The following is an 18,516-nucleotide window of genomic DNA, read 5'->3' on the forward strand; positions in this document are numbered from 1 at the left end:
GCGAGTGGATGGCAGTAAGGACGGGAATGAGGGGTTGGCATGGCGGATGAGCAAGGCAAGCGTCTGTTGATCGGTCTGATTGATCTTCCCGGCTCGCGGCGTGATGCGCTGGCGAACCTGTTGACGGATGAACGCTGTGCGGTGGCGGCCTGTGATGGCATCGCGACACTGCCCAGCGGGGTGGCGGTGGTGGTCGCGCATGTCGAGGCCGTTTCCAGTCATGAGTGGGCGCGTCTGGCCGAGCGCCTGCCGACGGTGGTGGTGGCCGAGAGCCGTGGCGATGAATGCCTGCTGCCGGCGGTGGAGGCCGGGCTGGTCGATTACCTCATCTCGCCGCGCGAGCATGGCTCGGTATTGCGCAGTCTGCTCAAGCGGGCGGCGGAGCATCACCAGCTGGCCCATGAGCACGCCAAGGCACGCGCGCGCCTCGAGGAGCTCAACGAGCACCTGGAGACGCATCTGGCGCTGCTGCGTCAGGACCAGCAGGCCGGTGGCCAGATCCAGCAGCGTCTGCTGCCCCTGAGCGGACAGCACATCAATGGCGTCAGTTATGAATACTGCCTGTCGCCGTCGCTGTATCTGTCGGGTGACTTCCTCGAGTATCAGGCGATCGACGAACGCTTCAGCCTGTTCTACTTTGCGGATGTCTCCGGTCATGGTGCCTCGTCGGCCTTCGTGACCGTGCTGCTGAAGCTGCTGTTCGCACGCGCGATCCGCCACTGGGAGGAACATACGCCGGAAACCTTCGGCCCCGAGTGGCTGGCACTGCTCAACCGTGAACTGATCGACAGTGGTATCGGCAAGCATGCCACGGTGATGTGTGGTGTGATGGACCGTGACACGCGCACGTTGCATTACACCCTGGGCGCCCAGCTGCCGATGCCGGTACTGGTCACGCCCGACGGCGAACTGCGTGAGCTGGAAGGCAGCGGTCGGCCGGTGGGGCTCTTCCCAGACACCCGCTATCCAGCGTATCGTGTGGCGCTTCCTGAGCGCTTCCGTCTGTGGCTGGCCAGTGATGGTGTACTGGAATGCCTGCCGGGCGAGGCGCTGGAGGACAGGACTCGAGCACTGCATCAACGGATTCTGAGCAGTGAGGATGTGCAAGGATTGCGTCGTGGACTGGCGCTGGATGGCGAGCTGCCGGATGACCTTACCTTGATGACGCTGACAGGATTCCATGATGGATGAAGGACGTATCCAGGCCGTGTTCGAAGACGGCCTGTTCGTGCTCAAGCTATCCGGTGATGTACGCCTGACGCTGTGTGCCACGCTGGATCAGCAGGTACAGCGCGTGGCTGCGGTTGAGGGACTGGAAAGCGTGATCATCGATCTGCGCGAAGCGACCAATGTCGATTCCACCGCACTGGGCTTTCTGGCCAAGCTGGCGCTGGCTGTCCGCGACCGGCTGGTGATGCCGGCGCAGGTGGTGGCTGCCCATCCCGACGTGCTGACCATGCTCAAGGTGATGGGGTTCGACGAGGTGGCCAGTGTCGTGGACGCCGGCAGCCTGCCGGAGGCGGACCAGGCCGATCTGGACGGGGCTTCCTGCTGCAACGCGCCAGCGCTGAACGAGTCTCAGGATGACGCCGATGCCTCGCCCCAGCAGGAACAGGAGCTGCGCGGGCGCATTCTCGAGGCTCACCGGCTATTGATGTGCCTGAACGGCCACAACCGCCTGGAATTCCAGCCGCTGATCGAGCTGCTGGAAAGCGAGGAGCATCGCCAGCCGCACTGAAGGCGCGCTGGGGCTTTTGCCTGACAGCACGAACCTGACAGCGCGATTCAGACAGCACGCCGCTGAAAGCACAAAAAAGCGCCTGCCGTGAAATACGGCAGGCGCTTTTTGTTGCCTTGGCCATTCAATGAGCTCTTGCTTAACAAGAGCTCATCATCGGCGCTATGCTCCGTTGGCTCAGTGACTGCGCAGTTCGGCCAGCAGGGTCTCGAGCTTGCGCTGATCGGCCATGAACTTGCGGATACCTTCGCCCATCTTCTCGGTGGCCATGGCATCTTCGTTCATGTCCCAGCGGAAGTTGGACTCGGTCAGCACTTCCGGCACGTTCTGCTCGGCATCGGCGGCCAGCAGGCGACGTTCCAGCGGTCCGGTGCTCTCGGCCAGCTCACCCAGCAGTGCCGGCGAGATGGTCAGGCGGTCACAGCCGGCCAGCGCTTCGATCTCGCCGGTGTTGCGGAAGCTGGCGCCCATCACGATGGTCTTGTAGCCGTGACCCTTGTAGTGCTCGTAGATGGCCTTGACGGACTTCACGCCCGGGTCGTTGTCGCCGCTGAAGTCGGCGTCCGGCTGATTGGCCTTGTGCCAGTCGAGGATACGCCCGACGAAGGGCGAGATCAGCGTCACGCCGGCATCGGCACAGGCCTGGGCCTGGGCGAAGCTGAACAGCAGCGTCAGGTTGGTGCGGATGCCTTCGCGCTCGAGCTTCTCGGCGGCGCGAATGCCTTCCCAGGTGGAGGCGGTCTTGATCAGGATGCGTTCCTGACCGACGCCATTGGCGGCGTAGCGCTCGATGATGCGATGCGCGCGACGGATGGTCTCGTCGGCATCGAAGGACAGACGGGCGCTGACCTCGGTGGAGACATAACCCGGCACCAGGCCGGCGATCTCGGTACCGATATCCACGGCCACGGCATCGACGGCATCATCGATGTCGGTGGCCTTGCGCGCGACTTCGGTCAGGCGCTCGCGACGTGACGGGTCCTGAGCGGCCTGCAGGATCAGTGACGGGTTGGTGGTAGCATCAGTGGGCGCGAAGCGACGAATGGCCTCGAGGTCACCGGTGTCGGCGACGACGGTGGTCATTTCCTTGAGTTGGGAGAGCTTGTCCTGTGCCATGCAAGAGTTTCCTGTACTGAGCGTGAGCCACCCGAAGGGGTGAGTGGCCCTCATGAATAAGGCAAGAGGTGAAGGGCAGGGGCCGCCGGAGCGAGCGCTGCCACCGAGTGTGCACCCACGCCTGCCGGCTGTGAAGGCATCTCGGGCCGATCGCCCCAAGTGGATGATCCGCGGGGATTTCATCAGCGTGATGTGACATTCGTCACCTGTGTAGGTCAACTGTATCAATTGTGCGGCGGCGCGCCCACTGTCGTCATCTGACGGCAAGGACGTGGCGTTTTCGGCACGTGGACATACCATCGACAAACGATTGCAGGAGGGGATGTGGACAAGCGTCAAACCCGTCAGCTGGCCTTGCTGGTCGCGGCCAATACGGCCCTGGCTCCATTGGCCATCGATGCCTATCTGCCGGCATTGCCGGCCATGGCAGAAGACCTGGCGACCACGGTGCACCATACCGAGCTGTCGCTGTCGGTCTTCCTGCTCGGCTTCTCGCTGGGGCAGCTGATCTTCGGCCCGCTGTCAGACCGTATCGGGCGCAAGCCGGTCCTGTTGTCAGGCATCTTCGTCTTCCTGCTGGCGAGTCTGGCCATCACCCAGGTCGAGAGTCTCGAGGGGCTCTATGCGCTGCGCTTCCTGCAGGCGCTGGGCGGCGGCGCCTCGGTGGTCAATTCCTCGGCGATCGTGCGCGATTGCTTCAGTGGCCGCGAGGCGGCCAAGGTGCTGTCCACCGTCGCGGTGATCATGATGCTGGCGCCCTTGATCGCGCCTGCCATCGGCAGTCTGCTGCTGGGCATGGCGGGCTGGTGGCTGATCTTCGCCTTCCTGGCCGCCTATGCCGCCTTCCTGTTGATAGTGCTGCCGCTGCGCTTGCCCGAGACCCGACGCAAGCGCGAGGCGGACGAGCCGCCGGCCAGTCTCCTGCAGGTCGCGCGTGACTATGCCAGCGTGCTGCGCCACGGGCCGGCGATGGGCTATGCGCTGACGCAGGCGATGGGCTTCGGTGGCATGTTCGCCTTCATCACCGCGTCGCCCTACGTCTATATGCAGCATTTCGGAGTGACGGCGGCCTGGTACCCGGTGCTGTTCGGCGCCAACATCCTGTTCATGTTCACCGCCAACCGTCTCAACGTGCGCCTGCTGTCACGCCTGTCGCCGCCGCGTCTGCTGCGCATCGGCATCGGTATCCAGCTGTCTGCCGCCATCCTGCTGGTATCGGCGCTGGCGCTGGGGCTGGACCTGCTCTACGTCATCGCGCCGCTGCTGATGGTGTTCGTCGGGGCCAACGGCATGGTGGCGCCCAACGCGATCTCCTCGGCGCTGGAGTATTTTCCGCGCATCAGCGCCACGGCCAATGCGCTGATCGGCAGTATGCAGTTTGCCAGTGGCGCCGTGATCGGCATGCTGATCGCAGGTCTGGCGATGGACAGCCTGTGGCCGATGATTCTCGGCATGCTGGGCACGGCGCTGGTCAGCAATATTCTGCTGCGGGTGCTGGCAGGGCGCCGCGCCCTGGCGCGCCACGAGACGCCGTCCGACTGAGAAAGGCTTGAGCCGGCGACTGTCACACAGTTGTCATGAATGCTTGGCAAGGTACTCCCTGTAGACAAGAAGCCACCTCACTGGCTCATTCCTATCGCAAGGAGTTTCAGGCATGAAGGCGTTCCTCAAGTCCGGTCTCGCAGTGGCTGTCATCGCTGCATCAGTTGGTGCTGCAGAAGCCCGTGAACAGCTGCGCATCGTGGGTTCTTCCACGGTCTATCCGTTCTCCAGCTACGTCGCTGAAGAGCTGGGTGCCACCAGCGATTTCCCGACTCCGGTCATCGAATCCACCGGTTCCGGCGGCGGCATGAAGCTGTTCTGTGAAGGTGTCGGTGACAGCACTCCGGACATCACCAACGCCTCTCGTCGCATGAAGACGTCTGAATTCGAGCGCTGTGAAGAGAACGGTGTGACCGATATCACCGAAGCCATGATCGGCTTCGACGGTATCGCCTTCGCCCAGTCTGTCCGCGATGGCAGCATCGACCTGACCCGTGAGCAGATCACCCTGGCGGTCGCCGCTCAGGTGCCGGTCGACGGCAAGCTGGTCGACAACCCCTACACCAAGTGGTCCGAGATCGACTCCTCCCTGCCGGACCGCAAGATCACCGTCTACGGGCCGCCTTCCACTTCCGGTACCCGTGACGCCTTCGAAGAGCTGGTGATGGAAGTCTCCACCGAAGAGATGGAAGGCTACGGCGGTGAGGGTTACACCAACATCCGTCAGGACGGTCACTACATCGCTGCCGGCGAGAATGACAACCTGATCATCCAGAAGCTGGTCGAGAACACCGAAGCCTTCGGTATCTTCGGCTACTCCTTCCTCGAAGAGAATGCTGACAAGGTCGTCGGTGCTTCCATCGATGGCGTGCAGCCGGAAGCCGATGCCATCTCCTCTGGCGAGTACCCGGTCTCCCGCTCCCTGTTCTACTACGTGAAGAACCAGCACAAGGATGACGTGCCGGCTCAGCAGGCCTACAACGACCTGTTCATGAGCGAGAAGATGATCGGTGAGCTGGGCTACCTGAAGGGCATCGGTCTGATCCCGCTGCCGAAGGAAGAGCGCGCCACGCTTCGCGAGCAGGTCGCTGAGCGCACCAAGCTGACTCTGGCCGATCTCCAGAAGTAAGCAACGCAGCTGACCCTCTGACGCGGCCGGTTGCCCTTGGCAGCCGGCCCGTTTGCTTGACTGGTCGCAGGGTTTCGCAAGGCATGAAGCCTTCCCCCTGTGAACAACGCGACTCCGGGACCCGAAAGATGCAGACTCAGCAGATCTTTCTTTTCTTCATAGGCATCGTGGCGCTGGCTGGCCTGGTGGCCTTCTTCAGCGGCCGCAGCAAGGCACAGCGTGTGCGTGCCAGCGGTGCTGAAATGTACGCCCAGCCGGATCAGTACGGCTGGTTCACGGCAATCTCCAGCGCAGGGCCTGCTCTGCTGGTCGGTCTGGCAGCCGTCGTTGCGATTGCCACCGCAGATATCGATATCGAAGGCATGCAGCTGCTGATCGCCAGTCTGGTCGTCGCAGCCGTCGGCCTGGTCATCGGCCTCGCCCTGGTGAAGCCTGATTTCCATGCGCGCAATGCCATCGAGACCCTCATTCGTTATGTGTTGATCGGCGCGGCGATGATCTCCATCGTCACGACGTTCGGCATTCTGGTCTCGATCATCTTCGAGGCCATCCGCTTCTTCCAGATGGAAAGCTTCTGGACCTTCATCACCGGCACCACCTGGGATCCGGGCAACAGCTTCCAGATGGCCGCCGGCCGTGGTGAAGGTGTCGAGAGCACCGCCAACTTCGGTGCCGTACCGCTGTTCGCCGGTACCTTCATGATCACCCTGATCGCGATGCTGGTGGCCATTCCCATCGGCCTGCTCGCCGCGGTCTACATGGCAGAGTTCGCCCCCGAGAGCGTGCGTACCGTCGCCAAGCCGGTGCTGGAAGTGCTCGCCGGTATCCCGACCGTGGTCTACGGCTTCTTCGCCGCCATCACTGTCGCGCCGCTGATCGTCGACATCTTCTCGCCGCTGGGCATCGAGGCATCCTACAACAACGCGCTGGCGCCGGGGCTGGTCATGGGCATCATGATCATTCCGTTCATCTCCTCACTGTCCGATGACGTCATCACCTCCGTGCCGGACACCATGCGTCAGGGCTCTCTGGCGCTGGGCATGACCCACGGCGAGACCATCCGCAACGTCATCCTGCCGGCCGCGTTGCCGGGCATCATCTCCGCGTCTCTGCTGGCCATGTCACGTGCCCTCGGCGAGACGATGATCGTGGTGATGGCGGCGGGCATGCGTCCGAACCTGACCGCCAACCCGCTGGAAGACATGACCACCGTCACGGTGCGCATCGTTGCCGCGTTGACCGGCGACCAGGAATTCGCGAGTGCCGAGACATTGTCGGCCTTCGCGCTGGGTCTGGTGCTGTTCGTTGTCACTCTGCTGCTGAACATGGTCTCGGTGGTCCTGATCCGCCGCTTCCGTGAGAAGTACAGCGCCAACAACCTCTGAGGCCGAGACTAGACATGAGCCATTCATTCGACGATATCTCGACCCAGCTGAAGGGCCGTCATCGCCGCACCAAGCGCCTGAAATTCATGTCCATGGGCGCACTCGCCCTGGCCGCCACCTTCCTGGTGGTCTTCATCGGCGACATGGTCATGCGCGGCTATCCGGCCTTCCAGCAGGCAGAACTGCACGTGCCGGTCACCTACAGCGAGCAGTCGCAGGAAATCCCGCTGGCAGCGGTGGAAGAAGACGTGCGTGACCTGGTCAGCCGCGGCTGGCTGCGCCAGCTGCCGCGCGACATGGCCGCTGACGCCAGCCTGATGGGTCAGACGATCGACCGCTGGGTGATCGCCGATGATCAGGTCGACCAGTACCTCAAGGGCCACAAGTCACACCTGAAGCCCAAGCAGACCGCCGTGCTGGACCGCATGATCGAGAACGGCACGGCCGAGCTCAAGTTCAACATCAACTTCTTCACCACCGGTGACTCGAAACTGCCGGAATACGCCGGTATCTGGTCGGCCGCGATGGGTACGATCCTGACACTGCTGGTCACGCTGGCCTTCGCCTTTCCGGTCGGCGTGCTGACGGCGGTCTATCTGGAGGAGTTCGCTCCGGACAACCGCTTCACCCAGGCCATCGAGATCAACATCAACAACCTGGCGGCGGTGCCGTCGATCCTGTTCGGTCTGCTGGGTCTGGCGATCTTCATCAACTTCTTCGGCATGCCGCGTTCCTCCCCGCTGGTCGGTGGTCTGACGCTGGGTCTGATGACCTTGCCGGTGATCATCATCACCACGCGCTCGGCGCTGCGCAGCGTACCGGACACCATTCGTCAGGCCGCCTTCGGCGTCGGCTGCTCCCGCTGGCAGGTGGTGCGTGACCATGTATTGCCGCTGTCGCTGCCGGGGATCCTGACCGGTTCCATCATCGGCCTGGCACAGGCGATGGGCGAGACCGCGCCGCTGATCATCGTCGGCATGGTGGCCTTCATTCCGGATGCGCCGACCGCCATCACCCAGGCTGCCACCGTGCTGCCGGCCCAGATATTCACCTGGGCGGGCGAGCCGGAGCAGGCCTATGTTGAACGTACTGCGGCGGGCATCCTGGTGCTGCTGTCAGTGCTGATCCTACTCAATGCCGCAGCCGTGATGCTGCGCAAGAAATTCGAGCGTCGCTGGTAGGCAGCTGCGAGGCGGCCCGCCGATTGGCCGGTCGCCTTCCACCCTTAGCCCTGGCCCACGACTCATCAAGGAATACGAGACATGAACAGCACCGTCGCCACTCCCGCCAAGCCTGCCGCCGCCACTCGTCCCGGTAGCCCGGTCGTCATCAACGAAGATGCCAACCACGAGCTGGCCATTCGCGTGGAAGACCTCAACCTGTGGTACGGCGAGAAGCAGGCGTTGAAGAACATCAACATCGATGTCTTCCAGAAGAACGTCACCGCCCTGATCGGCCCGTCCGGGTGCGGCAAGTCGACCTTCCTGCGCTGCCTGAACCGCATGAATGACCTGATCCGCAGCGTGCGCATCGAAGGTCTGGTCGAGATGGATGGCCGTGACGTCAACGCGCGCAACATGGATGAAGTGGCATTGCGTCGTCGCGTCGGCATGGTGTTCCAGAAGCCGAACCCGTTCCCCAAGTCCATCTACGACAACATCGCCTACGCGCCGACCATGCACGACCTGGTCAGCCGTCGCGCCGACAAGGATGATCTGGTCGAGAGCGCGCTGCGTGATGCGGGCCTGTGGGAAGAGGTGAAGGACATTCTCGATCAGCCGGGCACTTCGCTGTCCGGTGGTCAGCAGCAGCGTCTGTGCATCGCGCGTGCCATCGCGGTCAAGCCGGACGTCATCCTGATGGATGAGCCGACCTCGGCACTCGACCCGATCTCCACCGCGACCATCGAAGACCTGATGGACAAGCTGAAGACCCAGTTCTCCATCGTCACCGTGACGCACAACATGCAGCAGGCGGCACGTGTCGCCGATTACACCGCCTTCTTCCACATGGGTGAGCTGGTGGAGTACAACGACACCAAGACCATGTTCTCCAACCCGAATACCAAGAAGGCCGAGGACTACATCACCGGTCGCTATGGCTAAGCGGCTCCAGCGTCAGGGCTCGGAAGGCTGAGCCCCTGATCGCTGCCTGAGAGCATCGCAGGCCACACGACGACACGAGGCACGGATCAATGATCCGGGCCTCGTGTCGTTTCAAGCATCAGGTTGGTTCAGTGTCTGCTGGCGGATCAGCCTTCCAGTTCGACGGCGATCGCGGTGGCCTCACCGCCGCCGATGCACAGCGCCGCGATGCCGCGCTTCTTGCCGCGGCGTTCCAGCGCGTTGATCAGCGTGACGATGATGCGCGAGCCAGTAGAGCCCACCGGATGCCCCTGGGCGCAGGCGCCGCCGAAGACATTGACCTTCTCATGCGGGATGTCATGGGCATCCATCGCCAGCAGGGTGACCACCGCGAAGGCCTCGTTGATCTCGAACAGGTCGACGTCTTCCGTGGTCCACTCCAGGCGCTTCATCAGCGAGTCGATGGCGCCGATGGGCGCCAGCGTGAATTCGCTGGGGTGCTGGGAGTGGGTGCTGTGACCGAGGATACGCGCCTTGACGGCCAGCCCGCGTCGTTCGGCTTCATCACGGCGCGTCAGCACCAGCGCCGAGGCGCCGTCGGAGATGGAGCTGGCGTTGGCGGCGGTAATGGTGCCGTCCTTGGCGAAGGCCGGACGCAGGGTGGGAATCTTGTCGAGATTGGCCTGGAAGGGCTGCTCGTCCTGCTCGACCACGCTCTCGCCCTTGCGGCTCTTGACCGTGACGACGGCGATTTCCGGTGCGATGTCACCCGATTCGGTGGCCGTCATGGCGCGCCTGAGCGATTCGATGGCGAAGTCGTCCATGCGCTGGCGATCGTAGCCGCGGGCATCGGCCACTTCCTGGGCGAACACGCCCATCAGCTTGCCGGTCTCGGCGTCTTCCAGTCCATCGAAGAACATGTGGTCCTTCAGCTCGCCATGGCCGAGGCGATAGCCGCCACGCGCCTGGGTGAGCAGGTGCGGGGCGTTGGACATCGATTCCATCCCGCCGGCCAGCATGATGCGGTTGGTGCCCGCGCGAATCAGGTCATGCGCCAGCATGGTGGCCTTCATGCCGGAACCGCACAGCTTGTTGATGGTGGTGGCGCCGATGCTGTCCGGCACGCCGGCCTGACGCATGGCCTGCCGCGCCGGGCCCTGCTTGACGCCGGCGGGCAGCACGCAGCCGAAGATGCCCTCGTCGACATCGGCAGGCGTGAGGCCAGCGCGTTCGATGGCCGCCTTGATGGCCACGGCGGCGAGCTGTGGTGCGCTCAGCGTCGAGAGTGAGCCCTTGAGGCCACCCATCGGCGTGCGGGCACCGGCGAGAATCACGATGTCATCGGCGCTGGCGGCGGGGCTTGGCGTAGAGCGGGAAGCGGTGGTCATGACGGTCTCCTGTGTCTTGTTATTGGAAGATCGAGTCGTGCAGTCGGCGTTGTGATCACTGCGTGGCTATGCTTTGATCCATTCAATCCCATAAACCAAGCAAGCGCTAGTTATACGATGAATGTAGCCACCGCCTCACCCCGTCGCAAGGAGCTGGTCCGTATCGCTGCCCGCCTGTTCGTCGAGGAGGGTTTCGATCGCACCACCGTCCGCATGCTGGCCCAGGAAATGGGCATCAAGTCCGGCAGTCTCTTCCATCACTTCGCCGACAAGCAGGAAATTCTGTGCGCCGTGATCGAAGAGGGCATGTTCAGTGCGCTGGCCATCGCCCGTGAGCATCTGGCGCGCTGCGAGCCGTACCAGGCAAGCGAAGTGACCGCCTCGGCGGCATCGCAGCAGCAGGCGCGTGAGCGACTGCTGGCCCTGGCGCGTGCACATCTGGACACGCTGCTCACCGATCGCAATGCCCATGTGGTCGCGCTCTATGAGTGGCGGCGGCTGGAGGGCCCGGCGCGCGAGCATCTCGTCCAGCTGCGCGATGACTACGAAGACCTGTGGCGTGACGCCATCGCCTCCGCCGTGGCCGCAGGGCTGCTCAAGGGCGACGCCGCGCTGCTGCGCCAGTTCATGCTCGGCGCGCTCAACTGGACGGTACGCTGGTATCGCCCCGAGGGAGAGCGCTCCCCCGATGAGCTGGCCGAGGCGCTGGTCGACAGCCTGTGTCGTCTGCCCTGAACGAGCGTGGGTTACACGGCGTCTGCTACGCAGCCTCTGCAACTTTTGGCCAGTCGAGCGTCACAATGCTTGCCGCCCGACAGGCTTGTCGCTAACTTGACGTTTACGTTAACTGTAGATGGCTGGCGCCCAGTCATCTCACTTCGCCCCGGAGCACCACTCAGGAGCCAGTCACGCCATGACGCCAAGCGATACAACAACAAACCGCACGTCACGCGCCGCCTCTGCTGCATCTGCGAATTCACCCGCCATGCAACCCGCCGCCAGCCAGACGCTGAGCGATTATCTGGCCGCCTTCGATATCCAGGCACTGCGCGATGAACTGTTCACCACGCCGCTCGACACCGACGGCGAAGGCGAGCTCGGCAATGCCTATGAGGCGTGCGTCGGGCGTCATCTGCGCGCCGGGCAGGGCGAGCGTATCGCGCTGGTTCACGAAGACGAACAGGGCCGGGTGCGTGAGCTGAGTTACGCACAGCTCGATGAGCAGAGTTCGCGGATGGCGGCTGCCTTGAAGGCACAGGGCGTGATGGCGGGGCAGCGGGTCGCCTGCATGCTGTCGCGTACGCCGGAGCTGATGATCGCGCTGGCCGCGACCTGGCGGCTGGGCGCCGTCTATCAGCCGCTGTTCACCGCCTTCGGCACCGATGCGCTCGACTATCGCCTGTCGCGCGCCGAGACGCAGATCGTGATCACCGAGACGAGCCAGCGCAGCAAGTTCACTGAGCTTGCCCGCCATCCCGTGATCATCTGCGTGCGCGGTGAGGGAGATGCGCTGGAGGCGGGCGATCTCGACTGGCAGACATTGATGCAGAGCGAGCCACTGACCGAGCCGCCGGTGTGGCTTCCGGCGGAGGCGCCCTTCCTGCAGATGTTCACCTCCGGCACGGTCGGCAAGCCCAAGGGCGTGGCGGTGGCGCTGAATGCGCTGCCCGCCTTCTGGCTCTATCAGCGCCTGGCGGTGGACCTGCGCCCCGGCGAGCGCTTCTGGAACATGGCCGACCCCGGCTGGGCCTACGGCCTCTACTACGCCATCACCGGCCCGCTGTTGCTGGGTGCCACCACCTACTTCATGCAGGCGCCGTTCAGTGCAGAAGGCGGGCTGGCCTTCATGGAGCGTCACCGCATCGACAATTTCGCGGCCGCGCCCACGGCCTATCGCATGCTCAAGGCCTCCGGGCTTGGCGAAGGCGCCTTCGAGCGCCTGAACCTGCGGGTCGCAAGCTCCGCCGGCGAGCCCCTCAACACCGAGGTGGTGGGCTGGGTCGCGCGGGAGCTGGGCTGTGCGGTGATGGACCATTACGGCCAGACCGAGACCGGCATGACCTGCTGCAATCATCACGCACTGGCCCATGAGGTCGTGGTCGGCAGTGTCGGCTTCCCGCTGCCCGGCTATCGGCTGGCCGTGCTCGACGCCGAGTATCGTGAGCTGCCGCCGGGCGAGCCGGGTGTGCTGGCGGTGGATATCGCCCGCTCTCCCGCGCACTTCTTCGCCGGCTACACCTGGCAGGAGAAACAGCCCTGCGTCGAGGGCTATTACCTGACCGGAGACGTGGTGGTGGCAGAGCCCGATGGCCGCTTCACCTTCGCTGGGCGTGATGACGACATCATCACCACTGCGGGCTATCGCGTCGGCCCGGCGGATGTCGAGAACGCTGTGCTGGTACATCCGGCGGTGGCGGAATCGGCGGCGGTCGGCAAGCCGGATGCGCTGCGTGGCGAGATCATCAAGGCCTATGTGGTGCTGCGCGATGGTCATGTCGGCAGTGACGAGCTGGCGGAGGAAATTCGCGCCAGCGTACGTCAGCGACTCTCGGCGCACAGCTATCCTCGCGAGATCGACTTCGTCGACAGCCTGCCCAAGACGCCGTCGGGCAAGATCCAGCGTTTCCTGCTGCGGGCACAGGCGCGCGAGAGCTGAACACCGAGCCATATACCTGGCTTTCAGGCACGGCCGGCTATCCGACGGGGCTTGTCTGTTACCACGCGCCTGTTACCACGCGCCTGTCACCACAGGTCTGTCATCACCTGGCTCTCATCACCTTTCCTGCCATCACCTTTCGGGAGACTCGTTTCATGAAGATCGCCGACCACTGCTTTCTGATCACCGGCGCAGCATCCGGCCTCGGGGCCGCCACGGCCTCACGTATCGTCGCGGCCGGCGGCCAGGTGGTGCTGGCGGACCTTGCCGAGGCCGCACGTGAACAGGCCGATGCGCTGGGGGAGGCGGCTCGATTCTGTCATTGCGATATCACCGACAGCGCCAGTGTCGAGGCTGCGCTGGATGTCGCGGAGCAGACCTTCGGTGCCATTCATGGGGTGATCCACTGTGCCGGCGTGGTGAGCGTCGCCAAGCTGGTGGACCGTGACGGCGAGCCTGCTCCGCTTGAGGGCTTCGAGAAGACGCTGGCGATCAATCTGAGCGGCACCTTCAACGTGGCGCGCCTGACGGCGGCACGCATGGCGCGCAATGCCGCCGAAGGCGAGGACGGCGAGCGGGGGATCATTCTCAATACCGCCTCGGTCGCGGCCTTCGATGGCCAGGTGGGGCAGTGTGCCTATAGCGCCTCCAAGGCCGGGGTCGCCGGCATGACGCTGCCGATGGCGCGCGAGCTGGCACGCCATGGCATTCGCGTGATGGCGATTGCGCCCGGCGTGTTCGAGACACCGATGATGGCCGGCATTCCGGAGCCGGCCCGTGAAGCGCTGTGCGAGGCGGTGCCGTTTCCCAAGCGTCTGGGCAAGCCCGATGAGTTCGCGCGTCTGGCCGAGCACATCATCACCAACAGCATGCTCAACGGGGAGGTGATCCGCCTCGATGGCAGCATTCGCATGGCCTGAGGCTGGTGGGTCAGGCCTTTATCGTCTGGATCGGGCTCTCTGGAACGGCTATGGGGAGAGAGCACGGTACACAAGGAATCTTGCAGGACAGGTTATCTCTGGGGGAGATATTGCTCGATCGCGGCTGCGGTCGGGCTTTTTTGTGTCTGTTTTTTAGTGTGTGTCTTTTTGTGCCTGCCGTGCGCGCGGCGCGGCCTGGAGGCAGGGCTTGCCACTGATGAGACAGGGCTTGCCACCAATGTCGCAGGTCAGAAATCAAACGACCGCTTGACGGTATGGCGAAGGAGGCGTTAATTTCAAACACATGTTTGATAGTGTTGCGTCAGACCTGTTCGCCGCCAGCGACTCGCTTCTTCATTGCTCGAGTGAGTGCTGCGCCGCCTGACAAGCGTCCTGCCGCCACCTGTCGTTGTTCAGGTCAGCGCCGCCGCGTCGCGACGGCTCAAGGAGTAAAGCATGCCGGACTATCAGGCGCCGTTGCGCGACATCCGCTTCGTGATGAATGAGCTGCTCGACTATCCCGCGCACTATGCCAGCCTGCCGGGTGGCGATGAGGCCAGCGACGATATCGTGACCGCCATCCTGGAGGAGGGCGCACGCTTCGCGCACGAGGTGCTGACGCCGCTGAACCAGTCGGGCGATCGCGAGGGCTGTACCTTCGAGGGCGGCGAGGTCAAGGCGCCGAGCGGCTTCAAGGCTGCCTACCAGCAGTATGTCGAGGGCGGCTGGCCGAGTCTGGCTGCCTCACCGGAGCATGGCGGTCAGGGTCTGCCGCCGTCACTGGCGATGGTGCTCTCGGAAATGGTCGCCTCCGCCAACCTGTCGTGGGGCATGTATCCGGGCCTCTCGCATGGCGCGATGAATGCACTCGAGCATCACGGCAGCGAGGTGCTCAAGCAGACCTATCTGACCAAGCTGGTCGAAGGCAGCTGGACCGGCACCATGTGCCTGACCGAGCCGCATTGCGGCACGGACCTGGGGCTGATCAAGACCCGCGCCGTGCCGCTGGATGACAGCGATGGCAGCAAGGGCTACCGCATCAGCGGCACCAAGATCTTCATCTCGGCCGGTGAGCACGACCTTTCCGAGAACATCGTGCATCTGGTGCTGGCCAAGCTGCCGGATGCTCCGGAAGGCTCGCGTGGCATCTCGCTGTTCGTGGTGCCCAAGTTCCTGCCCGACGCCAATGGCGAGGCCGGTGAGCGCAACGGCGTCAGCTGTGGCTCCATCGAGCACAAGATGGGCATTCACGGCAACGCGACCTGCGTGATGAACTTTGACTCCGCCACAGGCTATCTGGTCGGTCCGCCTCACAAGGGACTGGCCTGCATGTTCACCATGATGAATGCCGCGCGTCTCGGCGTGGGGATCCAGGGCGTGGCGCTGGCCGAGGCCAGCTTCCAGAATGCGCTGAGCTATGCGCGTGACCGTCTGCAGATGCGTGCCCTGTCTGGCGCCAAGGCGCCGGAGAAGGCAGCCGACCCGATCATCGTGCATCCGGACGTGCGCCGCATGCTGCTGACCCAGAAAGCCATCGCCGAGGGTGGGCGCATGCTGGTGATGTACGCCGCCCAGTTCAATGACATCGTCGAGAACGCCCCGGACAGCGAAGACAAGGCGCGTGCCGATACCTTGCTCGGCCTGCTGACGCCCATCGTCAAGGCCTTCCTGACCGAGACCGGCTTCGAGGCGACCAATCACGGCGTGCAGGTCTATGGCGGCCACGGCTTCATTCAGGAGTGGGGCATGGAGCAGTTCGTGCGCGATGCGCGCATCACTCTGCTCTATGAAGGCACCACCGGTATCCAGGCGCTGGACCTGCTGGGCCGCAAGATCCTGATGAGCCAGGGCGAATCGCTCAAGGTCTTCACCAAGGAGATCCACAAGTTCTGTCAGGCCAGCGAAGGCAGCGAGTTTGCCAATCCGCTCGCCGAGCTCAACCGCGAATGGGGCGAGCTGACCATGGCGGTGGGCATGGGCGCGATGCAGGACCGCGAGGCGGTCGGCGCGGCCAGTGTCGATTACCTGATGTATGCCGGCTACGTCACGCTGGGCTACCTGTGGGCGCGGGCCGGCGAGACGGCCAGGGCCGCGCTGGCGGCCGGCGAAGGGGACGCTGCCTTCTATCAGGCCAAGCTGGATACCGCGCGCTTCTACTTCCAGCGCATCCTGCCGCGCACGCAAGGCCATGCCGCGATGATTCGTGCCGGTGGCGAGACGCTGATGGCGCCGACGGTGGAAGGCTTCGGCAGCGGCTTCGAGATCTGATGACGGTTTCAAGCCTGACAGCAGTTTCAAGCCTTACAGCAGCTTCAAGGCTCAGCAGTTCGATGTATCGGCAACAGTCGTGTCTTATGCCTCCAGTCAGTGCGCTCTGACTCGGTACCCTTGGGGAGACTTCGGTCTCCCCATTTTTTTGTGCGTCTTGAGGGAGGCGCGGGTTTTCCCCGACACGAGCAATCAATCTCGTTTCAGTCTTGGCTTGTGACAGGCATGCGCCCAAGATAGGCGCATCGAAGGCTGTCCCGAGCAACCCGCGGGGCAGCGACGCGCATGTACTGATGGCAAGTACTGATGGCAAGCACTGACAGGATAGGTGGCGCAAGATGCACGCGAACGATACGCCTGACGAAAGATCGCGACACGAGGAAGTGCCGCCCGAGGCGCAGATGGCCGATGCGCAAGCGCCCGACGATAGCGTTGGCGAGCCACGCAGCGTCAGTGAGGGCACTTCCATCGAGGAGGCCGTGACACGCATGCAGGTGCCACGCGACGAGCGTCAGCAGGAGGCGCTCGAACGCTCCGGACGTTCTCGCCATGCGCCCAATGTGCGCCGCGCGCTGGAGATTCACCCCTTGCTGGTCGGCATGGCCGCAGTGGTCATCATCATCGGCGGCCTCAAGCTGGCGGCGGACCTGGTGGTGCCGCTGCTGCTGGCGGTGTTCGTCGCTGCGGTCTGCGATGCGCCGGTGCGCTGGCTGGCCCGTCACGGCATCGGGCAACGCTTCGGGGTGCCGATCGTCATCCTGACGGTCTGCGTGCTGTTCTCGTCGCTGACGGCGCTGCTGGTCTCGCGCTTCACCCTGTTCAGCGATGAGATGCCCAAGCTTGAGGAGAGCCTGCGCGAACAGTATCAGAGCATGCTGGAATGGCTGGCGGACAGTGGCGTATCCATCGCGCCGGCCCGTTTCAGCGAGCTGGTCGATCCGGCCTCGTTGACCCAGTGGGTGCCGAACCTGCTGACCGGGCTGGGGGGGCTTCTGTCCTCGAGCGTCATCATCGTGCTGACGGCCACCTTCCTGCTCTATGAGGCATTGTCACTGCGCGACAAACTGATCAGCACGCTGCGCAGCCCGCATGTCAGTCTGCGCCGCTTCACGCTGTTCTCGCTGACGCTGCGCCGCTATCTGGCGGTCAAGACCTTGATCAGCCTCGTGACCGGGGGACTGGTCGCGATCAGCTGTCTGGTGCTCGATGTGGAGTTCGCCTTCCTGTGGGCCACGCTGGCCTTCTGCCTCAACTACATCCCCAACATCGGCTCGGCGCTGGCCGCGGTGCCTGCGGTGTTGCTGACGCTGGTGATGCCGGAAGGCGGCGCGGTCAAGGCGCTGATGCTGGGCGGCTGTTATCTGGCGATCAACTTCATTCTCGGCAACTTGATCGAGCCGCGCGTGATGGGGCGCACCCTGGGGCTGTCGACGCTGGCCGCCTTCCTGTCGCTGGTGGTGTGGGGCTGGGTGTTCGGGCCGGTGGGCATGCTGTTGTCGGTGCCGATCACCATGACGCTCAAGATCGCCTTCGACTCGCACCCGGGCACGCGCTGGGCGGCGCGCCTGCTGGGCCCCTCCGTGCGCAGGATACGCCGTCGCCGACGCTTGGCGGAGGAGTGACCTACGGGCCAGCTCTGCGTGGATGACCCGCTGTCAGAATGCCAAAGGCCCCGTCACGCTGTGCGTGACGGGGCCTTTGGTTATCGAATCAGTGCGCGGTGACTGGCGGGGCAGTCACCTGTCAGCAAGTCGACTCAGAGGTTCTGCTCGATGAACTGGCTCAGCTGACCCTTGGACTGGGCACCGACCAGAGAGGCGACCTTGGCGCCGGACTTGAACAGGATCACGGTCGGCACGCCACGCACGCCTTGCTCGGCAGCGATTTCCGGCGCGTCATCGACATTGACGTTGACGATCTTCAGGCCTTCGCCTTTCTCGTTGGCGACTTCTTCGACGACCGGCGCCATCATCTTGCACGGACCGCACCACGGGGCCCAGAACTTCAGCAGGACCGGGGCTTCAGCGTTGAGAACTTCCTGTTCGAAGTTGGCGCCGGTGACATCGACGTGATTGGACATCTTGTTTCTCCAGGGGATTCGTTTCGCTGTCTGCGGCATTGCCGGACATGCAGGCTGCGTCCGATGGTAGCGCCACTTTGCATCACTGACAAATGGGCATTGTCCATCGGCTCAATAGCACGGGGTTATGATCGCTAGTGTTTTTATAGCTGTTTTATTGGTTTGAGGGAATAGCAACGGGGCAGGCAATGTGGATTGCCTGCCCCGACT

At 63.8% G+C, this 18,516-nt stretch carries 15 protein-coding genes; 12 read left to right on the forward strand and 3 right to left on the reverse strand.

The window, feature by feature from the left end:
• The first annotated feature begins 39 nt into the window (after positions 1 to 39).
• Both H2O77_RS02715 and H2O77_RS02720 read left to right on the forward strand, forming a co-directional pair.
• On the forward strand, positions 40 to 1,191 hold the full coding sequence (locus tag H2O77_RS02715; protein ID WP_215823855.1) for a PP2C family protein-serine/threonine phosphatase: 1,152 nt from the start codon (positions 40 to 42) through the stop codon (positions 1,189 to 1,191).
• A complete protein-coding gene (locus tag H2O77_RS02720) occupies positions 1,184 to 1,738 on the forward strand; it encodes an STAS domain-containing protein (protein ID WP_043333981.1) in 555 nt (184 codons plus the stop codon). Before H2O77_RS02715 ends, H2O77_RS02720 begins: the two co-directional genes overlap by 8 nt.
• 177 nt (positions 1,739 to 1,915) lie before the next feature.
• Here the strand turns inward: H2O77_RS02720 and tal are convergent, their stop codons facing one another.
• A complete protein-coding gene (tal, locus tag H2O77_RS02725; RefSeq protein ID WP_043333980.1) occupies positions 1,916 to 2,854 on the reverse strand; it encodes a transaldolase in 939 nt (312 codons plus the stop codon).
• Positions 2,855 to 3,178: 324 nt separating this feature from the next.
• On the opposite strand from tal, the gene H2O77_RS02730 reads away from it, so the two are divergent.
• The 5 genes from H2O77_RS02730 to pstB all read left to right on the forward strand — a co-directional run bounded on the left by H2O77_RS02730 (position 3,179) and on the right by pstB (position 9,015).
• Entirely contained in the window at positions 3,179 to 4,396 is a 1,218-nt protein-coding gene (locus tag H2O77_RS02730; RefSeq protein ID WP_215823856.1) for a Bcr/CflA family multidrug efflux MFS transporter, read from the forward strand.
• A 112-nt stretch (positions 4,397 to 4,508) separates the two neighbouring features.
• Entirely contained in the window at positions 4,509 to 5,525 is a 1,017-nt protein-coding gene (locus H2O77_RS02735; protein WP_043333978.1) for a substrate-binding domain-containing protein, read from the forward strand.
• Between the two features lie 128 nt (positions 5,526 to 5,653).
• Complete coding sequence (gene pstC, locus H2O77_RS02740; RefSeq protein ID WP_043333977.1) at positions 5,654 to 6,910, forward strand: phosphate ABC transporter permease subunit PstC; 1,257 nt, start codon at positions 5,654 to 5,656, stop codon at positions 6,908 to 6,910.
• Positions 6,911 to 6,924: 14 nt separating this feature from the next.
• Positions 6,925 to 8,091 carry a phosphate ABC transporter permease PstA gene (gene pstA / locus H2O77_RS02745; RefSeq protein ID WP_215823857.1) on the forward strand — a complete coding sequence of 389 codons (1,167 nt, stop codon included), beginning with the start codon at positions 6,925 to 6,927 and terminating at the stop codon, positions 8,089 to 8,091.
• Between the two features lie 81 nt (positions 8,092 to 8,172).
• Positions 8,173 to 9,015: a phosphate ABC transporter ATP-binding protein PstB gene (gene pstB, locus H2O77_RS02750; protein ID WP_153635115.1), complete on the forward strand. Its 843-nt coding sequence runs from the start codon at positions 8,173 to 8,175 to the stop codon at positions 9,013 to 9,015.
• A 146-nt stretch (positions 9,016 to 9,161) separates the two neighbouring features.
• Here pstB and H2O77_RS02755 read toward each other — a convergent pair whose 3' ends face one another.
• Positions 9,162 to 10,382, reverse strand: a complete 1,221-nt coding sequence (locus H2O77_RS02755) for an acetyl-CoA C-acyltransferase (protein WP_215823858.1) — start codon at positions 10,380 to 10,382, stop codon at positions 9,162 to 9,164.
• A 117-nt stretch (positions 10,383 to 10,499) separates the two neighbouring features.
• Between H2O77_RS02755 and H2O77_RS02760 the strand changes: the two genes are divergently transcribed.
• From H2O77_RS02760 to H2O77_RS02780, 5 genes are all read left to right on the forward strand, one after another.
• Positions 10,500 to 11,117 carry a TetR/AcrR family transcriptional regulator gene (locus H2O77_RS02760; RefSeq protein WP_043333975.1) on the forward strand — a complete coding sequence of 206 codons (618 nt, stop codon included), beginning with the start codon at positions 10,500 to 10,502 and terminating at the stop codon, positions 11,115 to 11,117.
• A gap of 250 nt (positions 11,118 to 11,367) precedes the next feature.
• Positions 11,368 to 13,038: an AMP-binding protein gene (locus H2O77_RS02765; protein ID WP_215823859.1), complete on the forward strand. Its 1,671-nt coding sequence runs from the start codon at positions 11,368 to 11,370 to the stop codon at positions 13,036 to 13,038.
• Between the two features lie 155 nt (positions 13,039 to 13,193).
• Positions 13,194 to 13,958, forward strand: a complete 765-nt coding sequence (locus H2O77_RS02770; protein ID WP_215823860.1) for an SDR family NAD(P)-dependent oxidoreductase — start codon at positions 13,194 to 13,196, stop codon at positions 13,956 to 13,958.
• A 456-nt stretch (positions 13,959 to 14,414) separates the two neighbouring features.
• Positions 14,415 to 16,226 carry an acyl-CoA dehydrogenase C-terminal domain-containing protein gene (locus tag H2O77_RS02775; RefSeq protein WP_192838534.1) on the forward strand — a complete coding sequence of 604 codons (1,812 nt, stop codon included), beginning with the start codon at positions 14,415 to 14,417 and terminating at the stop codon, positions 16,224 to 16,226.
• Between the two features lie 338 nt (positions 16,227 to 16,564).
• On the forward strand, positions 16,565 to 17,848 hold the full coding sequence (locus H2O77_RS02780; RefSeq protein WP_240548691.1) for an AI-2E family transporter: 1,284 nt from the start codon (positions 16,565 to 16,567) through the stop codon (positions 17,846 to 17,848).
• A gap of 134 nt (positions 17,849 to 17,982) precedes the next feature.
• On the opposite strand, the gene trxA is transcribed toward H2O77_RS02780, so the two are convergent.
• A complete protein-coding gene (gene trxA, locus H2O77_RS02785; RefSeq protein ID WP_043333971.1) occupies positions 17,983 to 18,306 on the reverse strand; it encodes a thioredoxin in 324 nt (107 codons plus the stop codon).
• Positions 18,307 to 18,516 lie beyond the last annotated feature (210 nt).

Source organism: Cobetia sp. 4B, from assembly GCF_018831605.1.
GTDB classification, from domain to species: Bacteria; Pseudomonadota; Gammaproteobacteria; order Pseudomonadales; family Halomonadaceae; genus Cobetia; species Cobetia amphilecti.